Here is a 23,407-nt window from a genome sequence, read left to right on the forward strand (position 1 = left end):
TCCGCCGCTTAGGCGATCAGCTTTTCCAGCGCGCGGCGATACACGCCCGACAGCTTGGGCAGATGGTCCACCGCCACGCATTCATTCAGCTTGTGGATGGTGGCATTCAGCGGGCCAAATTCGATCACCTGCGCACAATGCTTGGCGATAAAGCGGCCGTCGGAGGTGCCGCCCGTGGTCGACAGCACCGGGCGGACGCCGGTTTCTTCTTCAATGGCCGCTTGCATCGCGTCGACCAGATCGCCAGTACCCGTCAGATACGGCTCGCCCGATAGCGACCATTCCAGATCGTATTCAACGCCATGGCGCTGCAGGATGCCTTCCAGCTTTTCTTTCAGCGTATCGGCGGTGTTCTCGGTGGAGAAGCGGAAGTTGAACAGTACTTCCACCGTGCCCGGAATGACATTGGTGGCGCCGGTGCCGCTGTGCATGTTGGAGACTTGCCAGGTGGTTGGCGGAAAGTATTCGTTGCCGTGGTCCCACTCGGTTTCGGTCAGCTCAGCCAGCGCCGGTGCCAGCATGTGGATGGGATTGCGCGCCAGGTGCGGATAGGCGATATGACCTTGCACGCCATGCACAGTCAGATGTCCGGACAACGAGCCGCGGCGGCCATTCTTGATCATGTCGCCAAATTGTTCGGAGCTGGTGGGCTCGCCCACGATGCAGTAATCCAGTGTTTCGCCGCGCTCGGTCAGCGCTTCAATCACTTTGACCGTGCCGTCTTTTGCCGGGCCTTCTTCGTCCGACGTAATCAGAAACGCAATCGACCCCTTGTGGTTGGGGTGATCGGCCACAAACGCTTCGGTGGCAGTGATGAACGCGGCCAGCGAGGCTTTCATGTCGGCTGCGCCGCGGCCGAACAGATGGCCATCGCGAATGGCCGGCGCAAACGGATCGGAATGCCAGCGCTCTAGCGGGCCGGTGGGCACTACATCGGTGTGTCCCGCAAACACCAGCACCGGGCCTGACGTACCGCGACGCGCCCACAGGTTATCAACGTCGCCAAAACGCATGGGCTCGATATGAAAACCCAACTGGCTAAGGCGATCGGCCATCATTTTCTGGCAATTGGCATCATCGGGCGTCACGGACGCCTGGCGCATCAGTTGCTGGGTGAGTTCGAGTGTCGGGTCGGCGGCGGTGGGGTCGGGCATGGTGGTTTCCTGCGGGTGTCTAAATAGGGTGGGTCTGGACCCACCATTCAAGGGCGTTGGCTAACGGCGGCAAATATACGCGGCATAACTCGCGTCATTGGCATTGCTTGATGGCATGGGTGGTGGGGCTGGACGGGGACGCCAGGCCCTTCCCTGGATCAATCTGCAAATAAGGTCTGGTATTGCTCGGGTTTGAAGCCCACGCTGATCTTGCCGTCGCGATCCAGCACCGGGCGTTTGATCACCGACGGGTTGGCTTGCATTACGGCGATGGCGCTGGCGGCATCGGTTACGCCCGCTTGGGTGGCGTCGTCCAGCTTGCGCCATGTGGTGCCCTGGCGATTGAGCAACGGCTCCCAGCCGATCGCGTTGACCCAGCTTTGCAGCAGCGCGGCATCCACGCCTTCTTTCTTGAAATCGTGCCAGTCGTATTCATGGCCTTGCCCGGTTAGCCAGGTGCGCGCCTTTTTAACGGTGTCGCAATTGGGGATGCCGTACAGCTTCATGGTGATGTTCTCTTCATATAAAAAAGGGCCGCAATATGCGGCCCGGTGTCTGGCGATGTCTGCGACGCTTAATGCAGCGAGATATCAAAATCCAGATTATCGGGGGCCGGGGCGCTGGTCTGGCGCGTGGGCGCGGCTGCCGGTTGTTGTTCCTGCTCTTCAATCGACTGCGCGTTGTTCACCATCCACGACAGGTTGGTGGCCGAATCGGCATTACGCAGCGCTTCGTCCAGCTCGACTTCGCCCGAACGATACAGCCGGTACAGCGCTTGTTCAAAGGTTTGTGAACCTTCGGACAGCGTTTGCTCCATCGCATCCTTGATATCGGACAGGGCGCCAGTGCGGATCAGCTCGGCAATGCGCGGCGTGTTCAGCATGATTTCAACTGCGGGCACCAGCTTGCCCGCCTTGTTGCGCACCAGCCGCTGCGACACGATGGCGCGCAGCGCGGTGGACATGTCGTACAGCAAGCTTTCGCGTGCTTCTTGCGGGAAGAAGTTCACGATGCGCGAGAGCGAATGATAACTGTTGTTGGCGTGCAGGGTGGTAATACAAAGGTGGCCGGCCTGCGCGTACTGGATGGCGTACGTCATGGTTTCGCGGTCACGTACTTCGCCGATCATCAGCACATCGGGCGCTTCGCGCATCGCGTTTTTGAGCGCGTCGCCATAGCTATGGGTATCAACGCCCACTTCGCGCTGATTGACCAGGCTCTTTTTGTGCGTGTACAAAAACTCGATCGGGTCTTCCAGCGTCAGGATGTGGCCGGGATGGTTTTCGTTGCGGTGGTCCAGCATGGCCGATACGGTGGACGATTTGCCGCTGCCCGTGGCGCCCACCACCAGAATGATGCCGCGCTTTTCCATCACCAGATCTTTCAGCAGCGTGGGCACGCGCAACTCTTCGAGTGTGGCGGCTTTCTGCTTGATAAAACGCGCCACCATGGCGACGTGGCCGCGGCTTTTAAACACGTTGATACGCAGATTGCCAAGGCCTTCCAGCGCCATGCCGAAGTTGAGCTCAAGGTCTTCTTCAAAGCGCGCAATGCGCTGCGGCGTCAGAATCTGATAAATCAGCTGTTTGACATGGTCCGGGCCCAGCACCTGGTTGTTGACCGGGTAGCACACGCCCTGGATCTTGATAGTGATGGGGGAGTTGGCGGACAGAAACAGATCGGAAGCCTGGCGCTCGGCCATCAGCTTGAAAAAGGGCATCAGATTCACGGCATTCATCTCCCGCTGAAGGTGTGAGCCCATTCAGCGATAAACAGGGCTGCAACCGGTGCGATTGCAGCCCCGGCCGTTATTGATGATCGCGCAATTCACGCCGCAGAATCTTGCCCACATTCGACTTGGGCAAGGCGTCGCGGAATTCAACCTTGCGCGGCACTTTGTAGTTGGTCAACTGCTCGCGGCAATAGGCAATCAGCGCGGCTTCAGTCAACGTCGGGTCTTTGCGGACCACAAAAATCTTTACCGCTTCACCGGATTTATCGTCCGGCACGCCCACGCAGGCCACTTCCAGTACACCCGGATGGCGTGCCACCACGTCTTCCACTTCGTTGGGATACACGTTGAAGCCCGACACCAGAACCATGTCTTTCTTGCGATCGGCAATGCGGAAAAAGCCGGTTGGCGACATGATCGCCACATCACCGGTGGCCAGGTAACCGTCAGCGCCGATGACCTTGGCGGTCTCGTCGGCGCGTTGCCAGTAACCCTTCATCACTTGCGGGCCTTTGATAAACAATTCGCCCGCGCTGCCCGGGGGCTGCACGCTGCCGTCTTCGCCGCGAATCTGCGCGTCGGTGGACGGCACCGGCAAGCCGATCATGCCATTGTATTCTCGCAGCGTCATCGGGTTGATCATGGCCGCAGGCGACGTTTCGGTCAGGCCATAGGCCTCTACCAGCGTGACGCCAGTGACTTTTTTCCACTTGTCGGCGACGGGCTGCTGCACCGCCATACCGCCGCCAAGTGTCAGTTTCCAGCTACTGAAATCAAGTTTCAAAAAGTCCGGATGATTGACCAGTGCATTAAACAGCGTGTTAACGCCGGTAATGGCCGTCACCGGATATTTGCCCAGCTCCTTGATAAAGCCTGGAATATCGCGCGGGTTGGTAATCAACAGGTTGGTGGCGCCGATCTTGGTAAAGATCATGCCGTTCGCGGTCAGCGAGAAGATGTGATACAGCGGCAAGGCCGTCACGATCAGTTCGCGGCCGTCGGCCACGACGCCACCGATCCATGCATGCGCTTGCTGCATGTTGGCGACGATATTGCGGTGGGTCAGCATCGCGCCTTTGGCCACACCGGTGGTGCCGCCGGTGTATTGCAGAAAGGCCAGATCGTCCAGCGTCAGGTTTACCGGCGCGAGCGTCTGCGCGCGGCCGTCCGCCAGGGCATGGTTAAAGCTGACTGCGCCGGGCAGGTTGTAGGCCGGCACCATCTTCTTGATGTACTTGATGACGGCGTTGACCAGCTGGCGCTTGGGGAAATCAAGCATGTCGCCAATCTGGCTGACGATCACGTGCTTGACCGCCGTCTTGCCGATGCACTTGTCCAGCGTATGGGCGAAGTTGGCGACAATGACGATGGCCTCGGCGCCGGAATCTTTCAGTTGGTGTTCCAGTTCGCGCGGGGTGTACAGCGGATTGATGTTGACCACCACCATGCCAGCTTTCAGGATGCCGAACAGCGCCACCGGATATTGCAGCAGGTTGGGCATCATGATGCCCACGCGCGCGCCGCGGCTTAGGCGCAGCGTTTGCTGCAGATAGGCGGCAAACGCGGTCGAGAGCTGGTCGAGCTCTTGATACGTGATCGCCTTGCCCATATTGATAAATGCGTCGCGGTCGGCATATCTGGCGACGGTCTGCTTCATCACATCCGGAATCGAAGTAAATTCGGCCGGGTTGATTTCATGCGGCACGCCAGCGGGGTAGCTGGCAAACCAGGGGCGCTCCATGCTCTCTCCTTAATGCAGGGCTCTACGTGGAGCCCCGACTTCAATAGCGCGTAACTCTAGTGATGTAATGCGCGGGTCACAAGGTAAGCCTGCCCTGGTGTGACGCGCTGTGCACAAAGCTGCAGCAATGGGCCATGACATCGTCGAGACAGGGTGGGCGGCGGGTTATGGGTATTTCCTTGTGCGATCAAGTACATGGCGCAAAGCGCCCGCCGGGCCATCGTAACGCCTGCCTGCGGGCGTCAATCTGGTGCATGGCGCGCGCCTGCATTTGCCTTGGCGCGCGGCTTGGTCGTCAGCGGGATCATTACGACCGGGTCTCAATATTCGTAACGTAAAACCGCGACTTGCTTGCGCAACTGCAAGCCAGAGTTTCGCCAAAGTCTTGTTTCTGATAGAATCCGGTCTATCCCCTAGCGGTGTGTTTTACGTTCTGGCGCCCAAACGGCGTCGCACGTGCCGCAACAACAAGGGAGTGCTTGAAATGGGCGCTGTTGTAGCAGCCCATTTTTTGTTTGCGAAAAGGATTTTGCACTTTTATGGCAGTGAACCTGCAAAGCGTGGTTGAAGCGACAGTCCCGGGCCTGGGTTACGAGGTGGTCGATCTCGAACTGGGCCAGAACGGTCTGGTGCGCTTGTTCATCGACAAGCCAGGTGGCATCACCGTGGAAGATTGCGCCACGGTCAGCAACCATTTGACGCGCTTGTTCATGGTGGAAAACATCGGCTACGACCGCCTTGAAGTGTCGTCCCCCGGTCTTGATCGCGCCATCAAGACGCCCGCCGATTTCGCCCGTTTTGCGGGTGAACTGGTGCGCGTCAAGATGCGCATGCCGTTGCCGGACAAGCGTAAGCGCTTTGTCGGCAAGCTGGTGGGCCTGGAAGACAACAAGGTAGTGGTAGACGTAGACGGTGAGCGCCTGACGATCGAGCAGGCGCACATCGACAAGGTACGCCTGGAACCGCAATTCTGATTGAGAGACAGAGCGCGGCAACAGATGGTTTTCGGGATGAATGCGGGCGTCGCCCGTGTACCCGGGTAAATACAAGAAAGCATTACAGCTGGCCGGGTTTTTGCCGAGGGATATTAGACAATGAGCCGTGAAATTCTGCTGCTGGTCGACGCGCTGGCACGCGAAAAAAATGTAGAGAAGGACGTCGTGTTCACCGCGCTGGAGCTGGCGCTCGCGTCTGCAACCAAAAAGCGTTACGACGACGAAGTGGATGTCCGCGTTGCCATTGATCGCGATACCGGCGATTACCGCAGCTTCCGCGTGTGGACGGTGGTTGAAGACAATGACCACGAAGAACCGTCGCGTCAGATCGCCATTACCGATGCGCCTGAGTACGACAAGGCGCTGCAACTGGGCGATACGTGGGAAGAAGAACTTGAGCCGATCGAGTTTGGCCGCATTGGCGCACAAACCGCCAAGCAGGTCATCCTGCAAAAGATTCGCGACGCTGAGCGCGAACAGAACCTGAACGATTTCCTGCAACGTCGCGAGCATATCGTGTCGGGCAGCATCAAGCGTATTGAGCGCGGTAGCGCGATCATCGAACTGGGCAAGCTCGAGGCCATCCTGCCGCGCGACCAGATGATCCCGAAAGAAAACCTGCGCGTGGGTGACCGCGTGCGCGCTTTCCTGCTGCGCATTGATCGTATGGGCCGCGGCCCGCAACTGGTGCTAAGCCGGATTGCGCCGCAGTTCATGGAAAAACTGTTTGAGATGGAAGTTCCGGAAATCGAGAACAACCTGATCGAACTGAAAGGTGTGGCGCGTGACCCCGGTATGCGCGCCAAGATCGCGGTCAAGTCCAACGACTCGCGTGTTGATCCGCAAGGCACATGTATTGGTGTGCGTGGTACCCGCGTCAACGCGGTCACCAACGAACTGGCTGGCGAGCGGGTTGATATCGTGTTGTGGTCGGCCGATCCGGCGCAGTTTGTGATTGGCGCGCTGAGCCCGGCTGACGTGAGCTCGATTGTGGTGGACGAAGAAAGCCACGCGATGGATGTGATTGTTGACGAAGACAACCTGGCCATGGCCATCGGCCGCGGCGGCCAGAACGTCAAACTGGCGTCCGAGCTGACCGGCTGGAAGCTCAACATCATGACCGTGAACGAAGCTGAAGTGAAACACGAAGCCGAGTTCTCGAAAGTGCGCGAGCTGTTCGTCAAGGCACTGGACGTAGACGAAGATGTAGCCGACGTGCTGGTGCAGGAAGGTTTCAACACGCTGGAAGAAGTGGCCTATGTGCCGCTGAACGAAATGCTCGAGATCGAGGCGTTTGACGAAGACACCGTGAACGAGTTGCGTGCCCGTGCCCGCGATGCGCTGCTGACGCAAGCCATTGCCCGCGAAGAAAAACTGGAACACCAATCGGAAGACCTGCGCGATCTGCAAGGCATGTCGGCCGAACTGGCAACCAAACTGGCTGAGCATGACATCCACACCCGTGACGACCTGGCAGAACTGGCCGTCGACGAGCTGGTAGAAATGACCGGCATCGGTGAAGACGATGCCAAACAGCTGATTATGAAGGCCCGCGAGCATTGGTTCGCATAAGGCGGGAGGAAATGCATGAGTGAACTGAAAGTCAGTCAATTCGCGGCAGAACTGAAGATGCCGCCGCAAGAGCTGCTGGAGCAATTGCGCGCGGCAGGTGTGGTCAAGCACAACGAATCCGATTCGGTGACGGCCGAGGACAAGACGCGTCTGCTGGACCACTTGCAACGCAAGCATGGTGCTGGCGCTGACAAGCCCAAGATCACGCTGACGCGTAAAGAAACAACTGAAATCCGCAAGACCGACGCAACCGGCAAAGCCAAGACCATTCAGGTTGAAGTGCGCAAGAAGCGTGTGGTGGTGACGCCTGAAGGCGGCGCTGCGCCGGAACGCGCCGAGGTTTACTCGGGTGCGGCCAGCAACAGCAACGCCGGTAGCAACGGTGCGCCCATCGTGAACGAATCCGAACTGGCCGCGCGTGAGCAAGAAGCACGCCGCCAGAACGAACTGTTTGCGCGTCAGGCCGCTGAGATGCAAGCCAAGCACAATCGCGATGGCGGCGTCCGTAAAGACGACGCCGTGGCTGTGGCCGAAACCGTTGCCGCGCCGGCTGTAGCCGAACAAGCGGTGGTGGCTGCACCGGCTCCGGCCGTTGCAGTGGCTGAAGCGGCCGCACCGGCGCCAACGCCTGTGGCTGCTCCGGCACCGGTGGCGCAAGCCGCTGCGCCGACGCCAGCGCCTGCGCCAGCCCCGGTTCGCGCTGCCGCACCTGCTCCGGCCCCGGCGTCCGCCGGTGCTTCCGAGCACGACGGTGGCCGTCCGCGTATTGGTATGCGTGTGGAACTGCGCAAGCCGCGTAACGAACCGCTGCGCGCGCCGGAACCGGCCAAAGCGGCCGCTCCGGCACCGGCGCCCGCCGCCAAGCCTGCTGACAAGAAGAAAGCAGAGAAGGGCGCGTGGGAAGACGACAAGCGCGGTGGCAAGAAAGGTCTGCGTACCAAAGGCGGCGACGCTGGCGGCAATGACTGGAAATCGCGCAAGTCCGGCGGTCGCAACAAGCAACAACAAGACAACAACGCTCACGCCTTCCAGGCGCCGACCGAGCCGATCAGCCGTACGGTTGACGTGCCCGAAACCATCAGCGTGGCCGATCTGGCGCACAAGATGGCCGTCAAGGGCGTTGAAGTGGTCAAGGCCCTGATGAAGATGGGCATGATGGTGACCATCAACCAGGTGCTGGACCAGGAAACCGCCATGATCGTGGTGGAAGAAATGGGCCATGCGCCGGTGGCTGCCAAGCATGACGATCCGGAAATCTATCTGGGCGACGACAGCAAGGCGGGCGAGCACGAAGTACTGCCGCGCGCACCGGTCGTTACCGTGATGGGTCACGTTGATCACGGCAAGACCTCGCTGCTGGATTACATCCGTCGCGCCAAAGTGGCGGCGGGCGAAGCCGGTGGCATTACGCAGCACATTGGCGCATACCACGTCGAGACCGAGAAGGGCGTCATTACCTTCCTGGATACCCCGGGCCACGAGGCGTTTACCGCCATGCGTGCTCGCGGCGCCTCGGCCACCGATATCGTGGTGCTGGTGGTTGCAGCCGATGACGGCGTAATGCCGCAAACCATTGAAGCGGTCCACCACGCCAAAGCGGCCGGTGTTCCGATCGTGGTTGCAGTCAACAAGATCGACAAGCAAGGCGCAAACCCCGAGCGCATCCGCCAGGAACTGGTGGCGCAAGAGGTGGTGCCTGAAGACTGGGGTGGCGATACCCAGTTCATCGAAGTCTCGGCCAAACAAGGCACGGGCATCGACGAACTGCTCGACGCGATCCTGCTGCAAGCCGAAGTGCTGGAACTGACCGCCCCGATCGATGCGCCTGCCAAGGGCATCATCATCGAAGCGCGTCTGGATAAAGGCCGCGGCGCTGTGGCCACCATGCTGGTGCAGAGCGGTACCCTGAAGAAGGGCGACGTGCTGCTGGCGGGTGGTGTGTATGGCCGTATCCGCGCCATGCTTGATGAAAACGGCAAGCAGATCAACGAAGCTGGCCCGTCGATTCCGGTCGAAATTCTGGGCTTGTCCGAAGTGCCGAGCGCCGGTGAAGACGCCATGGTGCTGGGCGACGAAAAGAAAGCGCGCGAAATCGCGCTGTTCCGTCAAGGCAAGTTCCGCGACGTCAAGTTTGCCAAGCAACAAGCCACCAAGCTCGAAAACATGTTCGCGCAGATGGCCGAAGGCGAAGTGCAAAACCTGCCGATCGTCATCAAGAGCGATGTGCAGGGTTCGCTGGAAGCGCTGTCCAGCTCGCTGCTCAAGCTGTCCACTTCCGAAGTGCGTGTGCAGATCCTGCACTCGGGCGTGGGTGGTATCAGCGAATCGGACATCAACCTGGCACTGGCTTCGAAGGCCGTCGTGGTGGGCTTCAACGTCCGCGCCGATGCAGCCGCACGCAAGCTGGCCGAGGCTGAAGGCGTCGACATCCGTTACTACAACATCATTTATGACGTTGTGGACGATGTGAAGGCGGCGCTGTCGGGCATGCTGGCACCGGAAAAACGCGAACAGATCATCGGTCTGGTCGAAATCCGCCAGGTCTTCGTGATTTCGAAGGTCGGTTCGATTGCCGGTTGTTATGTGCTTGACGGTACAGTTAAACGCGGTGCCGGCGTGCGCCTGCTGCGTAACAACGTGGTGGTGCATCAGGGCGAGCTCGAAACGCTCAAGCGCTTCAAGGATGACGTTAAAGAGGTCAAGGCCGGCTACGAGTGCGGCTTGCAACTCAAGAACTACAACGACATCCAGGAAGGCGATCAGCTGGAAGTGTTCGAAATCGTCGAAGTGGCACGTACGCTGTAATACCAGGTATCCCGGCCGCCACGAGGTGGTGGTCGGCCGGGACACCGGCGGCGCAGGACCAGACCGGTTCTGCGCCTTTTTGCATTCTGGCAGGCTGCGCATCACCTCGAGCGCGGCGGGTAGACCCCATCATGGCTAAACAAGCAAAACATTTTTCGCGCTCGGACCGCGTGGCGCAGCAATTGCAGCGCGATACCGCCGAGCTGATCCGCGCTGAGCTGGATCATCCCAAAGCATCGCTGATCACCATTACCGACGTCGAAGTGACGCGCGATTATTCGCACGCCAAAATCTTCTACACCTTCCTCGGCACGCCGGAAGACGCCAAGTCGATTGCCGAAAAGCTGGAAGCCGCCAAAGGCTTTATCCGCAGCCAGCTGGCGCGCGGTATTTCGCTGTTCAAGATGCCGGAGTTGCATTTTGAATACGATCACTCGGTAGAGCGCGGCATGGCGCTGGACAGCCTGATCCAGCAAGCGGTCAGCACCTCGGCCCCGCTGGATGACGACGAAGCCGCGGCAGGAGACCACGACGCCGACGCCGAACCGAAGCAAGAAGGCTAAGCCGGGCGCATGGCAAAACGTAAAATCGACGGTGTTTTGCTGCTGGACAAGCCGTTTGGCTGGTCCAGCAATAACATTCTGCAAAAAGTGCGCTGGTTGTTTCAGGCCGAGAAAGCGGGCCACACCGGCGTACTTGATCCTTTCGCCACCGGCCTGTTGCCGCTGTGTTTTGGTGAGGCCACCAAGTTTGCGCAGCGCATGCTGGATGCCGACAAAGGCTATCGCGCCACCATCCAGTTAGGCCAGGTATCGACCACGCTGGATGGCGAGGGCGGCATTAGCCGCAGCGGCGCGGTGACGTGCGACCGCGCGCAGATCGAAGCGGTGCTGCAGCAATACACCGGCCCCATCGAACAAATCCCGCCGATGCACTCTGCGCTCAAGTTCGAAGGCAAAGCGCTGTATGAATACGCGCGCGAAGGCATCGAAATCGAGCGCAAGATTCGCCACGTCACGATTTATCAGATCGATATCGTCAGTTTCGAGGCCGATGTGCTGGTGATCGACGTGGCCTGCAGCAAGGGCACTTACATCCGCACGCTGGCCGACGACATTGGCCGCACCTTGGGTTGCGGTGCCTATCTGGCCGGTTTGCGCCGTACCCAGACCGCCGGTTTCAATCTAGCGGAAGCGGTGACGCTGGACGAGCTGATCGAAATGGACATGCCCGCGCGCGAAGCCTTGTTGCTGCAGCCCGATACGCTGTTGCAAGACCTGCCGGCCATTACGCTGGATGCCGCCGAAACCGAGCGCATGCTGCACGGCATGAGCGTTGCGCGTAGTGGCGCATGGCCTGCCTCCGCGAGCGGTTTGCGGCTTTACGGCACGTTGGCAAATGGGCATAATGGCGCGTTCATCGGTTTGGGCGAAGTGGCATCCGATGATGTGCTGCGGCCCAAACGTCTGCTGGCAATCCCTGGCTAAACCCGCTGGGGATGACGCTGGTAAATGGAGCAAGGCGCGGGGTGCGATGAAAGCTCTGCCTTGCTTGTCCAGTCGAACGACATCGTATTGATGTCCAGACTGATTTAATCGGAATCGGAGTTCCAAATGACTGTATCTGTTACGCAAAAAGCCGAAATCGTCGGCCAGTTCCAACGCGCCGCTGGCGACACCGGCAGCCCTGAAGTTCAGGTGGCCCTGTTGACCGCCCGCATCAACGATCTGACCCCCCACTTCAAAGCCAACGCCAAGGATCACCACTCCCGCCGCGGCCTGCTGAAGATGGTTTCCCGCCGTCGTCGCCTGCTGGATTACCTCAAGCGCACCAACGTCGAAAGCTACCGCGAACTGATCGCCAAGCTGGGTCTGCGTAAGTAATCTCATAAGAAGTCGCAGTGAAAACTGCGACTTTTTTGTTTTTCAGTACGCTGAAAAGCAATCGCATCGAGCACCTGACATCCCTGTCTGGTGCTCATCGTGTTTTTAGCCCTCCCTCGTCAAATTGCAGTTCCGGCGGCGAGGAGTGGTGTTGGACTGTGCTGGAACTGGCGGTCATGGACAGGGTCATGAAACTGGCGCCACGCGCCCCCTTGTCCCGGATGGATTCCGAACGGCGTCGAACACAACGCGTCGGCTTCTGTCTCCCGGCCTGACCGCAGCGGCAATCGCACGCGCTTGTGGCCGAAAAGCGCATTACTGAAAAGGATAGCAATCCGTGTTCAATAAAATCTCGAAATCTTTCCAATACGGCCGCCATACCGTGACGCTGGAAACGGGCGAAATCGCTCGCCAGGCCTCCGGTGCGGTTCTGGTTTCCATGGACGATACCGTTGTGCTGGTCACCGTTGTGGCTGCGCGCGGCGTCAAACCCGGCCAGGATTTCTTCCCCCTGACCGTTGATTATCAAGAACGTACTTACGCCGCTGGTAAAATCCCGGGTGGCTTCTTCAAGCGCGAAGGCCGTCCTTCGGAAAAAGAAATCCTGACCAGCCGCCTGATCGATCGTCCGATCCGTCCGCTGTTCCCGGAAGGCTTCTTCAACGAAATCCAGATCATTGCCACCGTGGTGTCGCTGGATCCGCAAATTGATTCCGATATCCCCGCCATGATCGGCGCATCCGCTGCGCTGGCGATTTCCGGCGTGCCGTTCCAGGGCCCGATCGGCGCCGCGCGCGTCGGTTACGCCAACGGCCAGTACCTGCTGAACCCGACCAAAGAAGAGCTGGCCACCAGCGAACTCGACCTGGTCGTCGCCGGTACCGAAAAAGCCGTGCTGATGGTTGAATCCGAAGCCAAAGAGCTGTCGGAAGAAGTGATGCTGGGCGCCGTGGTGTTTGGCCACGACGAAATGCAGAAAGCCATCGCCGCCATCAACGCGCTGGCCGATGAAGTGAATCCCGAACTGTTTGACTGGAACGAGCCCGTCCGTGACGAAGCGCTCGAAGGCCAGATCAAGCAAATCGCTGGCGAAGCCATCGCGCAAGCCTTCCGCATCCCGCAAAAGCAAGCGCGTACCGTCAAGCTCAACGAAGCCTGGGATCTGGTGAAAACCGCCCTGATCAACGAAGACACCGATACGCTGCAAGCCAACAAGATCCGCGGCATTTTCCATGACATGGAAGCGAAGATCGTGCGTAACCAGATTCTGGACGGTTACCCGCGTATCGACGGCCGCGACACCCGCACCGTGCGTCCGATTACCGTGCGCACCAGCGTGCTGCCGCGTACCCACGGTTCGGCGCTGTTTACCCGTGGCGAAACCCAGGGTCTGGTGGTGGCTACGCTCGGCACCAAGCTGGACGAGCAAAAGATTGATGCGCTGGCCGGCGAATACACCGACCGCTTTATGCTGCATTACAACTTCCCGCCGTACTCCACCGGTGAAACCGGCCGCGTGGGCACGCCCAAGCGCCGCGAAATCGGCCACGGCCGTCTGGCCAAGCGCGCGCTGATCGCCGTGCTGCCGAGCCCGGAAGACTTTGCCTACTCGATGCGCGTGGTTTCGGAAATCACCGAATCCAACGGTTCGTCCTCGATGGCCTCGGTGTGTGGCGGTTGCCTGGCACTGATGGACGCTGGCGTGCCGCTGAAGAACCACGTGGCCGGTATCGCCATGGGCCTGATCAAGGAAGGCAACCGCTTTGCGGTGCTGACCGACATCCTGGGCGACGAAGATCACCTCGGCGACATGGACTTCAAGGTTGCCGGTACTGATGCAGGCGTCACCGCACTGCAGATGGACATCAAGATCGACGGCATCACCAAGGAAATCATGAAGGTTGCGCTGGACCAGGCCCAAGCTGGCCGTCTGCACATCCTCGGCATCATGAAGAACGAAGTGGGCGGCGCGCGCGAAGAAGTCAGCGCACACGCTCCGCGTCTGTACACCATGAAGATCAATCCGGAAAAAATCCGTGACGTGATCGGCAAGGGTGGTTCGGTGATCCGCGCGCTGACCGAAGAAACCGGTACGCAAATCGACATCCAGGAAGACGGCACGATCACCATCGCGTCCGTATCTTCGGAAGGTGCTGACGAAGCCAAACGCCGCATCAGCGAAATTACCGCTGAAGTGGAAATCGGCAAGATCTACGAAGGCCCGGTCGTCAAGATTCTGGACAACAACGTCGGCGCCATCGTGTCGATCATGCCGGGCCGCGATGGTCTGGTGCACATCAGCCAGATCGCCAACGAACGCATCAAGAACGTGTCGGACTACCTGAAAGAAGGCCAGGTGGTACGCGTGAAGGCACTGGAGCAAGACGACAAGGGCCGCGTGCGCCTGTCGATCAAGGCCGTGCTGAACGACGAAGCCACTGCTGCCCAGCAAGTGGCCGACGTACCGTCCGAAGGCTAAGCGTTAGTCGCAGTCAGTTGTAATGTAAAGGCCACGGAATTCCGTGGCCTTTTTGCATTCAAAGCCACACTCAAACCAGAACGGAGTTATTGCCATGCCCCAGATGCGCGCGGTTACCCAAAACCAACCCGGTGGCGTCGACACGCTGCAGATTACCCAGGTGGAGCGCCCCGAACCCGCCGCGCACCAGTTGCTGGTGAAAGTGGCCGCCAGCGGCATCAACCGCGCCGATCTGGCCCAGCGCGAGGGCAACTATCCGCCGCCACCGGGCGAATCGCTGATCATGGGTATGGAAATCTCTGGCGTGGTCGAAAGCGTGGGCAGCGCGGTTGAAGGTTTTAGTGTCGGCCAGCGCGTGTTTGGTCTGATAGGTGGCGGTGGCTATGCCGAATATGCCTTGCTGGATGCGCGGCTGGCCTTACCCACGCCGGAACATCTGACCGACATCGACGCCGCCAGCCTGCCGGAAACCTGGATGACGGTATGGTTTAACCTGGTGGAGTTGGGCCAGTTGCGCCAAGGCCAACGCGTGCTGATCCATGCTGGCGCCAGCGGCATCGGCAGCGCGGGCATCCAGCTGTGCAAAAGCTACGGCGCGTGGGTGGCCGTCACCGCCGGGGGGCGGGATAAATGCGCCTACTGCCGCGATCTGGGCGCGGATCTGGCCATTGACTATCACGAGCAAGAATTTGAAAACGTACTGAAACAGCAGGGCGGCGTCGATCTGATTCTCGATACTGTCGGTGGCGACTATCTGCCGCGTAATCAAGCCTGCCTGAACGCCGACGGCCAGATCATCGTGATCGGCATGCTGCGCGGCCCGATGGCGCAGGCGAATATGGGCCAGTTGCTGGTTAAACGCCAAACCGTGCGTGGCAGCACGCTGCGCTCGCAGCCGATCGAAGCCAAAGCGCGCATCGTGCGTGGATTACGCGAGCATGTATTACCGGGTCTGGACGCGGGCAGTTTGCGCGTGACCATCGATAAGACTTTTGCGGCAGAGGACGTGGCGCAAGCGCATCAGCACGTGGCGGACGGCGGCAATCGCGGCAAGGTGGTGCTGGTCTGGTCCTGACCTACCCAAGCCTGCCACTGCGGCGTTTGCGGGTGGCAGGTACTTTCCCGGGGCAAAAAGTTCTGCAAGCCGCTGGTAAAAAATCTGCGTAGATCGTATTGATAACGGTTCTCATTTAAAATAAGATGCTCTCCATCCGCTGCGCAAGGCGTGGCTTTTTGATGCAAACCATGGAGAGCCACAATGCAAGCCTACCTCGTCGGCGCAGACACCCTCGGCAATATCCCGGACGTGCTTAATCAATATGGCATTGCCATCCATAAACACGTGTCAGGCCGCAACGCATCGCATCAACGTAAACCCGCCAGCCTGAAAGGCGTGGACCTGATCATCCTGTTTACCGATTTTCTGGGCCACAACGTGATGCGCCACTACCGCGAGATGGCGCACGAAGAAAACATCCGCTTTGTGGCGTGTCGTCGCTCGGTGTGTGCGTTGTCGCAGAGTCTGGACAAGGTGTGTACCAAGCAATGTGAGACCTGCCCGGCGGCGACCGCCAACGGCCGCAAGCATTAATCATCGCCGCGCGCGGGGGCAGGGCGGCGCGGCACGCGTCAGCCGGCTCAGGCGCGCGTCAAACGCTTGATCGCCACGGCGACCAGCGCTTCGAAACTGCGCGGGTCAGCCAGACCGCGCGCAGCCAGCATCGCGCCATACACCGCAGACATGAAAAACCGTGCCTCGATCGGCGCGCTGCTTTCCAGTTGAAACTGGCCCCTGGCCACGCCCCCTTCCAGGATGGATGCCAGCCAGGCGCCCAGATCCTCAAAGTGCCCCTGCACCTCAGCCGCCACCTCGGCGGGAACGCTGGGCAGCTCCGCCGCCAGCATGGCGCAGATGCAGAACGAGGACGTTCCCTTCTCGATGCAGTTGGTCCAATAGCCCACATAGGCCTGCAACGCCGCCGCCGGATCGGCCAGCTGCCGGTCCAGCATCGCCAGTCCCTCGCGCGCCTCGGCGCGATAGCGCGCCACCACCTCACGCACCAGTTCCGCCTTGGTCGGAAAATGGTAGTGGATGCTCGCCTTGCTGATTTGCACGCGCGCCGAAATATCCGCATAGCTAAAGCTGTTGTACCCACCCGCCTCCAGCAATGACCGAGTCAAGGTCACGATTTCGGCGGCTTTGGGGGAAAGCTCTGCATACATGGCATAAATAATCCGGATTGGAAGGGCAACGATTCTACCAGTTGGTAGGTAAATGATCAAAGCGGCGCTCGGCGTCTTGTCGTTGAGCGATATCGTTCCGCCAGACGGCCTCTTGCAGTCTACCAACTAGTAGACTAGCATGCGCTCAATTCAATAAAAACTGCAGATGGCGACCGTCTTTCGCGTCACCAAAATGCCTGATTGATGTTTCAAGCCCGAATTGTCGCCACGCGCCAGCCAGGCGCAGTGCGACTTTCGTACCTACCTACTGATAGATAACCATCGTTCACGCGATGGCCCAACTTTGGAGAACAAGCATGCAAACGCTCACCACCACGCCGGAACGCTCACTCGACCGCTGGCTGCAGACCTATTACTTTTTGCGCACCGGCGTTTCGATCGTCTGGATCGCGCTCGCAGTCCTCGTCGGTAAGCAAAACCCCGCCGTCGGCGCGGTGCTGCTGGTTGCATATCCGGCGTGGGACGCGCTGGCCAACTATCTGGATGCGCGCACCAGCGGCGGTCTGGGCGTCAACCCGTCGCAGAAATTCAACTTTGTGGTCAGCGTGGTGATCGCGCTGGCGGTGTGCTGGGGCCTTAGTGTCGGTATGCCGACCGTGATCTCGGTATTTGGCGCGTGGGCGATCTTTTCGGGATTGCTGCAGTTGGCGACCGGGGTACGGCGCTGGAAAACCGCAAGCGGACAATGGCCGATGATCCTTAGCGGGGCGCAATCCGCCCTCGCAGGCGGCTTTATGTTCCATCAGGCGCATAGCGGTATGCCGCTGGATGTCACCACGGTGGCGCCGTATGCAGGTTTTGGCGCGTTTTACTTCCTGGTCTCGGCGATCTGGCTTACCGTCAAAAACAGCCGCCAACGCACGGCGCTGGTGGGCTGAGCGCTTCCGCCACGTAAGGCCGTGGCGGGAACAGGAGCGGGGCCTGAGCTTGACGCGTAGATTCAAGCCGGGCCCGCATCACTGCAGCATAAAAGTCTCGTACTCCAGCTTCTCCAGCCGCGCACTCAAAATGCCCATCGCCACCACCACCACAATCAGCAGTGACAGCGCAAACCCCATGCCATACCAGCTTGGCCCAGCCCAGATCGACAAGCCGGTCAGCACGCCATTGCTCAGCACAAACAGTCCGGTCACCAGCAATACTTCGCGGCGTTTATCCAGATAGAAAAAGATATTCAGAATCGCCAGCAAAGCCACTTGCAAGCCCGCCGCCACCACGTCGATATACAGCAAGGGCAAATACAGCGGCGATATCCCCAGCAATTTGAATACCTTATCGCCCAGCATAAATGCCACCAAAACAGCCAGGCCCTGGATTTTCATGATCTCGGCCAAACCCTGGCGGATGGTAAAGACCATTTCATTACGCAGACTTTCAATCTGGTCTAAAGACCCACCATCGCGAATGGCGTCATAAAACTTGTTGTAATACTCAACAAAGTCAGTCTCGATACGCACCAGAAACGCCGCCATCCCGGGAATAATCGACAGATAGGCGAGGAAAATCGGAAAGTCATAAATACTCGAAGCGCGTAATGGCCCGATTACATGCTGGCTGGTGGACGGCGCATACCAGAAAATGGCTTTATCCAGCCAGATTGCCACGTTATAAAAGAAGCCCGTCCACAATAAGGCGCGATACATGCGGTCTTTCTTCAAAAAATCAAACGCCAATAAAGATTTTGAAGGATAAGAACGCAAGACCAGAAACCACAACCCGCACGCCAATACATAATGGCCGGTCACAAAGCCGCCCAACAAGCCATTCAAGCCATACGGCCGCAACCACAATGCAGTAATTACCGTCACGCCATAACCCAGCGCAAACAACCACACAATGGCCAGATAACGCTTCATGCCCGATAAAAAGATGGCCGCAATCCAGATCAGGCACAGCAAAACAAAACCGGTAAACATCAACAATCGATAAATCAGATCCAGCCCGGCAAAGGCAGTAAAAAACAGAATACCACCGATCACCGCCGCGACCAGCAAGGTAAACAATTGCGCGCCCAAAAAGTTGGGCAATACTTGCTCTTCCAGTTTGTCAAATAACCGGTCGGCAATATAACGGGTAAACGCCAGTTGCAAAGGTCCGGTCACAATCAGGCTGGCGGCCAGTAAATAGGTGACTGAAACCTGGAATTGCGCCACCGAGAATTGCGGCACCACTACCGTCAAGCTTAAAAAGCCAATCAATTGCACGCCAACAATCGATAAAATCCACGGCCCCGCGCCAATCAAGCCCGCGTAGGTATACGCCTCCAGCAAGGCAAAATAATTATCGCGCTTTAAAATCTTGCGCAGCTCAAAACCGATGCCCGCCATCAGGCAATTACTCCGGGTGTGTCGGGCATGGCCAATGCCTGATCGTAAATCGATTGATAAGCGCCAAACATATGCGCATGGGTGTAATAACGCGTAACCCGTGCCACGCCGGCTTCTTGTGCGGCGGTCCAGGCGGCCGGGTCGCCCAGCAATTCGATGGCGGCGTGCGCCAGGGCCGGGGCGTCGGCCACGCCGACTACGCGGCCCGCCGCGCCCAGCGCCTGGTCTTCGTCGCTCAGGCCGTAGATCAGCTGGCGGCAAGAACCGACGTCGGTGGTAATCGATGGCACGCCTGCGGCAAAGCCTTCCAACACCACCAGCGGCAGCGCTTCCGAAATCGAGCTCAGTATCAGCACGCCCACTTTGGGCATCAGATCGGTAATTTTCTGAAAGCCGAGGAATTTAACCTTTTCGGTCAAACCCAGGCTGGTGGCCAGATTGCGACATTCTTCGGCGTATTCCGGCGATTCATCTTCCGGCCCGGCAATCCACGCTTCGGCATGCGGCAACTGGTTAACCACCGTGCGCATGGCGCGGATAAAGGTTTTGATGTCCTTGATCGGCACCACGCGGCCGATCAGACACAGCACTTGCGGGATTTCGGCCGGGCGCAAATCGCGCAATGGCCCCAGCCGCGGCAGATCGACGCCATTGGGGATATTGATGGTGCGCTCGGCCGGCGCGCCATCGGCAATCTGGCGCAGCCGGTTGGTTTCGTACAGCGCGATGATATGGTCGGCCGAGTCGTAGCAAAGCTTGCCCAACACCTCAAAAAAGCGGATCCAGAGCGCGCGGAAATAGCTGATCTGCGTCACTTCGCGCTCGAACACATTGCGGTTATCGCGTATCCAGTCGCTCTGATACAGATCGATCTTGCGTTCTTTGGTGTAAATGCCGTGTTCGGACAACAACAGCGGGCGGCCGGTTTGCTGGCGCAGCATCGCCCCCAGAAAACCCGCGTACCCGGTCGACACCGTGTGATAAGCGCCCGCCTTGGGCAGGCTGCGCGCCAGATTGGCCAGCATCCACACCGGCGTATGCATGGCGCGGATGGTCCAGAAATAATCGACAAACGATGGGTCGGAAGAGCGCGCGCGATATTGATCGCGGATCACCTTCCACGATTCTTCGCTGTACAGAAAATCGTCTTTGCTGAGCGTGCCGGCCAGCAACTGGCCGATCATGCGGCGCACCGCGTCGGGCTGCGTGTCGGGCGCGTGCGGGGCCTGGAATGCGGCGTGGGCATCGCGCACATTGGCAAATTGCGCCTTGTTGCCAGGCCGCGCAGCCGGGCGCGCGTGCACCGTGCCCGGTTCGTGCTCGTGCAGATAATGTTCGGTCAGCCATTTCACGTTGTCGGGAATGGCGTATTTCATCTCGTTGTAATCGCTGCGCCGGCTGCCCAGAAACACGATGCCAAAAGTCAGCTCGGGAAAGCCGCGGATCATCTGGTTAACCCAGCTCGACACGCCGCCACTGACGTAGGGAAACGTGCCCTCCAGCAACAGGCAGATATCCACCGGCGGCGCCGTGGCCAGTTCGGCCAGCGTGCTGTTCTTCATGACGCCTTTCTCCAGTAACGCGCCACGGGTTGCAGCGTATCGTTCACATGCAGGTAATGCAGGCTGTTCAGCATCGCGCGCACGCCTTCAAAGTCGCGCAGATAATACGAATGCTCGGCCAGATACGGAATCAGCCGCACCAGCGGAAACCCCAGCAAGCTGGCTTGCTGATACGCCTCACGCGCCAACGCCGATTTGCCCTGCGCGCTAAACAACTTGCCGCGCAGCATCCACAAGTCAGCCTGGTTGGGCAGGGCGGCCAGCGCTTCTTCCAGGTACAGCGCCGATTGCTCCAGCGCGTAGCGACGCAAATCGCCTTGCGCCATGCCGTGATAAATCTGTTCCCAATACAAAAACGCCAGCCGTTGCGCCGCCGGGGCGCGCGCATCCGGGTCCTGATATTGCGTGAGTGCCTCGTTGATCTGGGCGTTGATGCGCTTTTCTTCCTGGTCCAGCATGCCGTAGGCCAGCAAGCGCAAATCTTCTTCGGGGTCATCCAGCAAATCGCGCAGCATATTGCTGGACAGCCGCTGCGGCATCGACTTCAGCGTCAGCAATGCATTCAGCCGGATATTGCTGGGGGCCAGCGGATCAGCCAGCCGCGCGCGCACGCCGCCCACGCCATAGCGCACTTCGCGTTGCGCGGTGCGCAAGGTGAACTCGGGTGCGGGCAGTACCCGAAAATAATCGGTCACTTCGCGCCGTTCGGGCAGTTGTTGCGCCAGCGCGGCGGCAAACGCCAGGCCCAGCGGGCCGATCGCGGGCAAAAATACCGCCAGCGCCACCAGCAGCATCAGAATGTGCCAGCGTTCTTCTTCCCATTGCAGCAGCAGCCAACGCCAGATCCAGGCCACCAGCACAGCGCTGACGCTGACATGGCCCACCGCCCAGATCACTTGCGCGCCAGGCGTTTCGGCCTCCAGCAAAGCCACCAGCACCAGCACATCGGCCAGCGCCAGGCCCAGCCACGGCAACTGGCCGACCACCGCAGCGGCGCGGCGTAAGCGGCGTTTAGTAACGGTTGGCATTCAGCACGTCCTGCAACAATAACCAGCCCGCGGGTTGCGACAGCTCGACGTGGCGGGTTTCATAGCCCGCGTCCTGCAAGGTCAAACCCAGCTGCTCGCCCAACAGATGTTCAATTCGCGCCAGATAGCCTTCCAGCGAGGTCAGCGTGGCCAGCGGCATCAGCGTCACCAGCAGGCGGTTGCGCGTGGTGTCGATGGCCCACACCTGGTCCAGCGCGCGCTGGTGTTTGCGCACCAGCTCAAACGCTTCGCGCTGGTTGCGGCCCGGATGGAAGATCTGCACCACAATCACGCTGGAAATGCCGGTTTCGCGCTGCACGCGTTGCAGGTTGAACACTTCATAAGCAAATTCGCGTGGGCAATCAGGCATCACTTCCAGCAGCGCGGCCGCGCTGTCGCGCACCACAATCTGCTCCGTGTAATAGGCCGACAGCACCGACAGCATTTGCAGGTTGTCGTCGGTTAGCGCAAAAAACGGCATCTGCTTGACCGCCAGCAGGCCCATCAACTGGCCCATGCTGTTGGTCAGCGGCAGCGCCACCAGCAAATCGCTGGGCGAGACGTCGATGTCTTCGCTTTGCACGTGGCACAGCTCGCGTCGGTCCAGCGCAAAGCGGATCAGCGGGTCATCCACCCGATAGGCCGCATCACGCCCCACCAGCGCCACCGGATCGGGCAACAGCCGGTTTTTTTGCGCGGCAAAAATCACCGCGCCTTCCAGCTGACAGAACTCCGTCATGAAATCCAGAAACGGCTGCGCCGCCGACAAGCCTTCGTGCGGCGGCAAGCTGGCCAGCAGATCACGCAGCTTGGCCAGCGAATCGCGCAGCGTTTGCGGGCGGCTGATCAGGTTTTGCTCCAGCCGCTCGTGCGACAAACGCAGCAAGTGATAACGCCGCGCCAGCTGGTCCATGCGCTGGTCCAGATACTGGTTCAGTTCTTGCACGCGGCGTTCACGCGTATTCCACAAGCCGCTGAACTGGCCGCCTATCATCACCAGGATCAGCCCGCCGATGTAATACGCCGCCGGCGGCACCGGCGTGTCGCCCCACACCGGCCAGGCGGCCAGCAGCACGCCGCCGCTGAGCAAGCCGGGCAGCACGCCATAACGCAAGGCCACCAGCAACGGCGCCAGCCACAGCCACGGAAAACCGCTATGGCGGGTAAACGCATCCTGCGGGTCGACCAGCAGCGCCACCGCCAGGCCCACGCCGGGCACCAGCAGCGCTTCGGCCCACTGCCACCAGGTGCGGCGGCGGATGGCGTATTGCCGCCACGGTGTGTTACTGAGCAGCGGCACTGGCGCCTCGCGTCAGGGGCAGGTCTTCAATCAGTTTGCTGATCAGCTTTTGCGCCACCGCCGACAGCGCCTCGCGCGAATAGCCGCTCTTGCCGCCCACGCCGCTCCACACCACCTGGCCGGTCTGCAAATCCCACACCATCAGGCTGATGCCGACAGCCGGTTCGCCATCTACGCCCACCTTGTAGCGCCATTCGTCCACGCTGCCGCCAATGGCGTAGCGGATGGTTTGCGATTGGGCCCATTGGCGCGCGGCATCGACTGCGGCGCGGTCATCGGCGGCCAGCATGCTGTCCTTGGCCAGCGCCGACGGGTACAGCTGCAGTTGCGTCAGGCCGTGTTGTACCAGCAGCGGCTCCACGATCGATTCGGCGCGCAGGCCTGCCAGCGGCGTTTCGGTGCGGTTAAGCAGCGGCAGCATCGCCCATTTTTCGGCGGCGGGCAGCGCTAGTGTGGTGTTGCCGCTGCTGGCGGTGCTGGTGACGGCGCAGGCGCTCAGGCCCAGCACGGCGGCCGCGCAAACCGACATGGCAACGCGACGCCAGACGCCGCGATAAGAACTGGATGTGTGCATAAGATGTGCCC

General features: G+C 59.8%; 20 protein-coding genes. 10 read left to right on the forward strand and 10 right to left on the reverse strand.

The window, feature by feature from the left end; genetic code table 11:
- Positions 1-8: 8 nt before the first annotated feature.
- The 4 genes from dapE to fadD all read right to left on the reverse strand — a co-directional run bounded on the left by dapE (position 9) and on the right by fadD (position 4,627).
- Positions 9-1,154, reverse strand: coding sequence for a succinyl-diaminopimelate desuccinylase (dapE, locus tag WG78_RS10560; RefSeq protein ID WP_053937787.1), 1,146 nt, complete (start codon positions 1,152-1,154; stop codon positions 9-11).
- 158 nt (positions 1,155-1,312) lie between these two features.
- The gene (locus WG78_RS10565) at positions 1,313-1,660 is read right to left on the reverse strand and encodes an ArsC family reductase (RefSeq protein ID WP_053937788.1); all 348 of its coding nucleotides are present in this window, start codon (positions 1,658-1,660) and stop codon (positions 1,313-1,315) included.
- 68 nt (positions 1,661-1,728) lie between these two features.
- Entirely contained in the window at positions 1,729-2,892 is a 1,164-nt protein-coding gene (locus WG78_RS10570) for a PilT/PilU family type 4a pilus ATPase (protein WP_373278981.1), read from the reverse strand.
- A gap of 70 nt (positions 2,893-2,962) precedes the next feature.
- Positions 2,963-4,627, reverse strand: coding sequence for a long-chain-fatty-acid--CoA ligase FadD (gene fadD / locus WG78_RS10575; RefSeq protein WP_053937789.1), 1,665 nt, complete (start codon positions 4,625-4,627; stop codon positions 2,963-2,965).
- 545 nt (positions 4,628-5,172) lie between these two features.
- On the opposite strand from fadD, the gene rimP reads away from it, so the two are divergent.
- The 9 genes from rimP (at position 5,173) to WG78_RS10620 (ending at position 15,952) form a co-directional block, all read left to right on the forward strand.
- Positions 5,173-5,601, forward strand: coding sequence for a ribosome maturation factor RimP (rimP, locus tag WG78_RS10580; protein ID WP_053937958.1), 429 nt, complete (start codon positions 5,173-5,175; stop codon positions 5,599-5,601).
- 120 nt (positions 5,602-5,721) lie between these two features.
- The gene (gene nusA, locus WG78_RS10585; protein ID WP_053937790.1) at positions 5,722-7,194 is read left to right on the forward strand and encodes a transcription termination factor NusA; all 1,473 of its coding nucleotides are present in this window, start codon (positions 5,722-5,724) and stop codon (positions 7,192-7,194) included.
- 15 nt (positions 7,195-7,209) lie between these two features.
- Positions 7,210-9,999: a translation initiation factor IF-2 gene (gene infB, locus WG78_RS10590; RefSeq protein WP_053937791.1), complete on the forward strand. Its 2,790-nt coding sequence runs from the start codon at positions 7,210-7,212 to the stop codon at positions 9,997-9,999.
- A 131-nt stretch (positions 10,000-10,130) separates the two neighbouring features.
- Positions 10,131-10,562 carry a 30S ribosome-binding factor RbfA gene (gene rbfA, locus WG78_RS10595; protein ID WP_053937792.1) on the forward strand — a complete coding sequence of 144 codons (432 nt, stop codon included), beginning with the start codon at positions 10,131-10,133 and terminating at the stop codon, positions 10,560-10,562.
- Positions 10,563-10,571: 9 nt separating this feature from the next.
- Positions 10,572-11,486, forward strand: coding sequence for a tRNA pseudouridine(55) synthase TruB (gene truB, locus WG78_RS10600; protein ID WP_053937793.1), 915 nt, complete (start codon positions 10,572-10,574; stop codon positions 11,484-11,486).
- A gap of 126 nt (positions 11,487-11,612) precedes the next feature.
- Complete coding sequence (gene rpsO, locus WG78_RS10605; RefSeq protein WP_053937794.1) at positions 11,613-11,882, forward strand: 30S ribosomal protein S15; 270 nt, start codon at positions 11,613-11,615, stop codon at positions 11,880-11,882.
- 337 nt (positions 11,883-12,219) lie between these two features.
- A complete protein-coding gene (gene pnp / locus WG78_RS10610) occupies positions 12,220-14,361 on the forward strand; it encodes a polyribonucleotide nucleotidyltransferase (RefSeq protein WP_053937795.1) in 2,142 nt (713 codons plus the stop codon).
- 94 nt (positions 14,362-14,455) lie between these two features.
- A complete protein-coding gene (locus tag WG78_RS10615; RefSeq protein ID WP_236692017.1) occupies positions 14,456-15,436 on the forward strand; it encodes an NAD(P)H-quinone oxidoreductase in 981 nt (326 codons plus the stop codon).
- Between the two features lie 183 nt (positions 15,437-15,619).
- The gene (locus WG78_RS10620; protein ID WP_053937796.1) at positions 15,620-15,952 is read left to right on the forward strand and encodes a DUF2325 domain-containing protein; all 333 of its coding nucleotides are present in this window, start codon (positions 15,620-15,622) and stop codon (positions 15,950-15,952) included.
- A 47-nt stretch (positions 15,953-15,999) separates the two neighbouring features.
- Here the strand turns inward: WG78_RS10620 and WG78_RS10625 are convergent, their stop codons facing one another.
- A complete protein-coding gene (locus WG78_RS10625; RefSeq protein ID WP_201782415.1) occupies positions 16,000-16,644 on the reverse strand; it encodes a TetR/AcrR family transcriptional regulator in 645 nt (214 codons plus the stop codon).
- A gap of 257 nt (positions 16,645-16,901) precedes the next feature.
- Here WG78_RS10625 and WG78_RS10630 point away from each other — a divergent pair, with 257 nt between their 5' ends.
- Positions 16,902-17,483, forward strand: coding sequence for a DUF308 domain-containing protein (locus tag WG78_RS10630; RefSeq protein ID WP_053937798.1), 582 nt, complete (start codon positions 16,902-16,904; stop codon positions 17,481-17,483).
- 78 nt (positions 17,484-17,561) lie between these two features.
- Here the strand turns inward: WG78_RS10630 and pelG are convergent, their stop codons facing one another.
- From pelG to WG78_RS10655, 5 genes are read right to left on the reverse strand one after another with little or no spacing between them, the layout of a single operon-like run.
- Positions 17,562-18,932, reverse strand: coding sequence for an exopolysaccharide Pel transporter PelG (pelG, locus tag WG78_RS10635; protein WP_053937799.1), 1,371 nt, complete (start codon positions 18,930-18,932; stop codon positions 17,562-17,564).
- The gene (pelF, locus tag WG78_RS10640; RefSeq protein ID WP_053937800.1) at positions 18,932-20,494 is read right to left on the reverse strand and encodes a GT4 family glycosyltransferase PelF; all 1,563 of its coding nucleotides are present in this window, start codon (positions 20,492-20,494) and stop codon (positions 18,932-18,934) included. The genes pelG and pelF overlap by 1 nt, the downstream gene beginning before the upstream one ends.
- Positions 20,491-21,522, reverse strand: coding sequence for a YfgM family protein (locus WG78_RS10645; protein WP_053937801.1), 1,032 nt, complete (start codon positions 21,520-21,522; stop codon positions 20,491-20,493). Before WG78_RS10645 ends, pelF begins: the two co-directional genes overlap by 4 nt.
- Entirely contained in the window at positions 21,506-22,822 is a 1,317-nt protein-coding gene (locus WG78_RS10650; protein ID WP_053937802.1) for a PelD GGDEF domain-containing protein, read from the reverse strand. The genes WG78_RS10645 and WG78_RS10650 overlap by 17 nt, the downstream gene beginning before the upstream one ends.
- Positions 22,806-23,396 carry a DUF4136 domain-containing protein gene (locus WG78_RS10655; RefSeq protein WP_053937803.1) on the reverse strand — a complete coding sequence of 197 codons (591 nt, stop codon included), beginning with the start codon at positions 23,394-23,396 and terminating at the stop codon, positions 22,806-22,808. The genes WG78_RS10650 and WG78_RS10655 overlap by 17 nt, the downstream gene beginning before the upstream one ends.
- Positions 23,397-23,407 lie beyond the last annotated feature (11 nt).

The sequence above is a fragment of the Amantichitinum ursilacus genome (genome assembly GCF_001294205.1).
Taxonomy (GTDB): domain Bacteria; phylum Pseudomonadota; class Gammaproteobacteria; order Burkholderiales; family Chitinibacteraceae; genus Amantichitinum; species Amantichitinum ursilacus.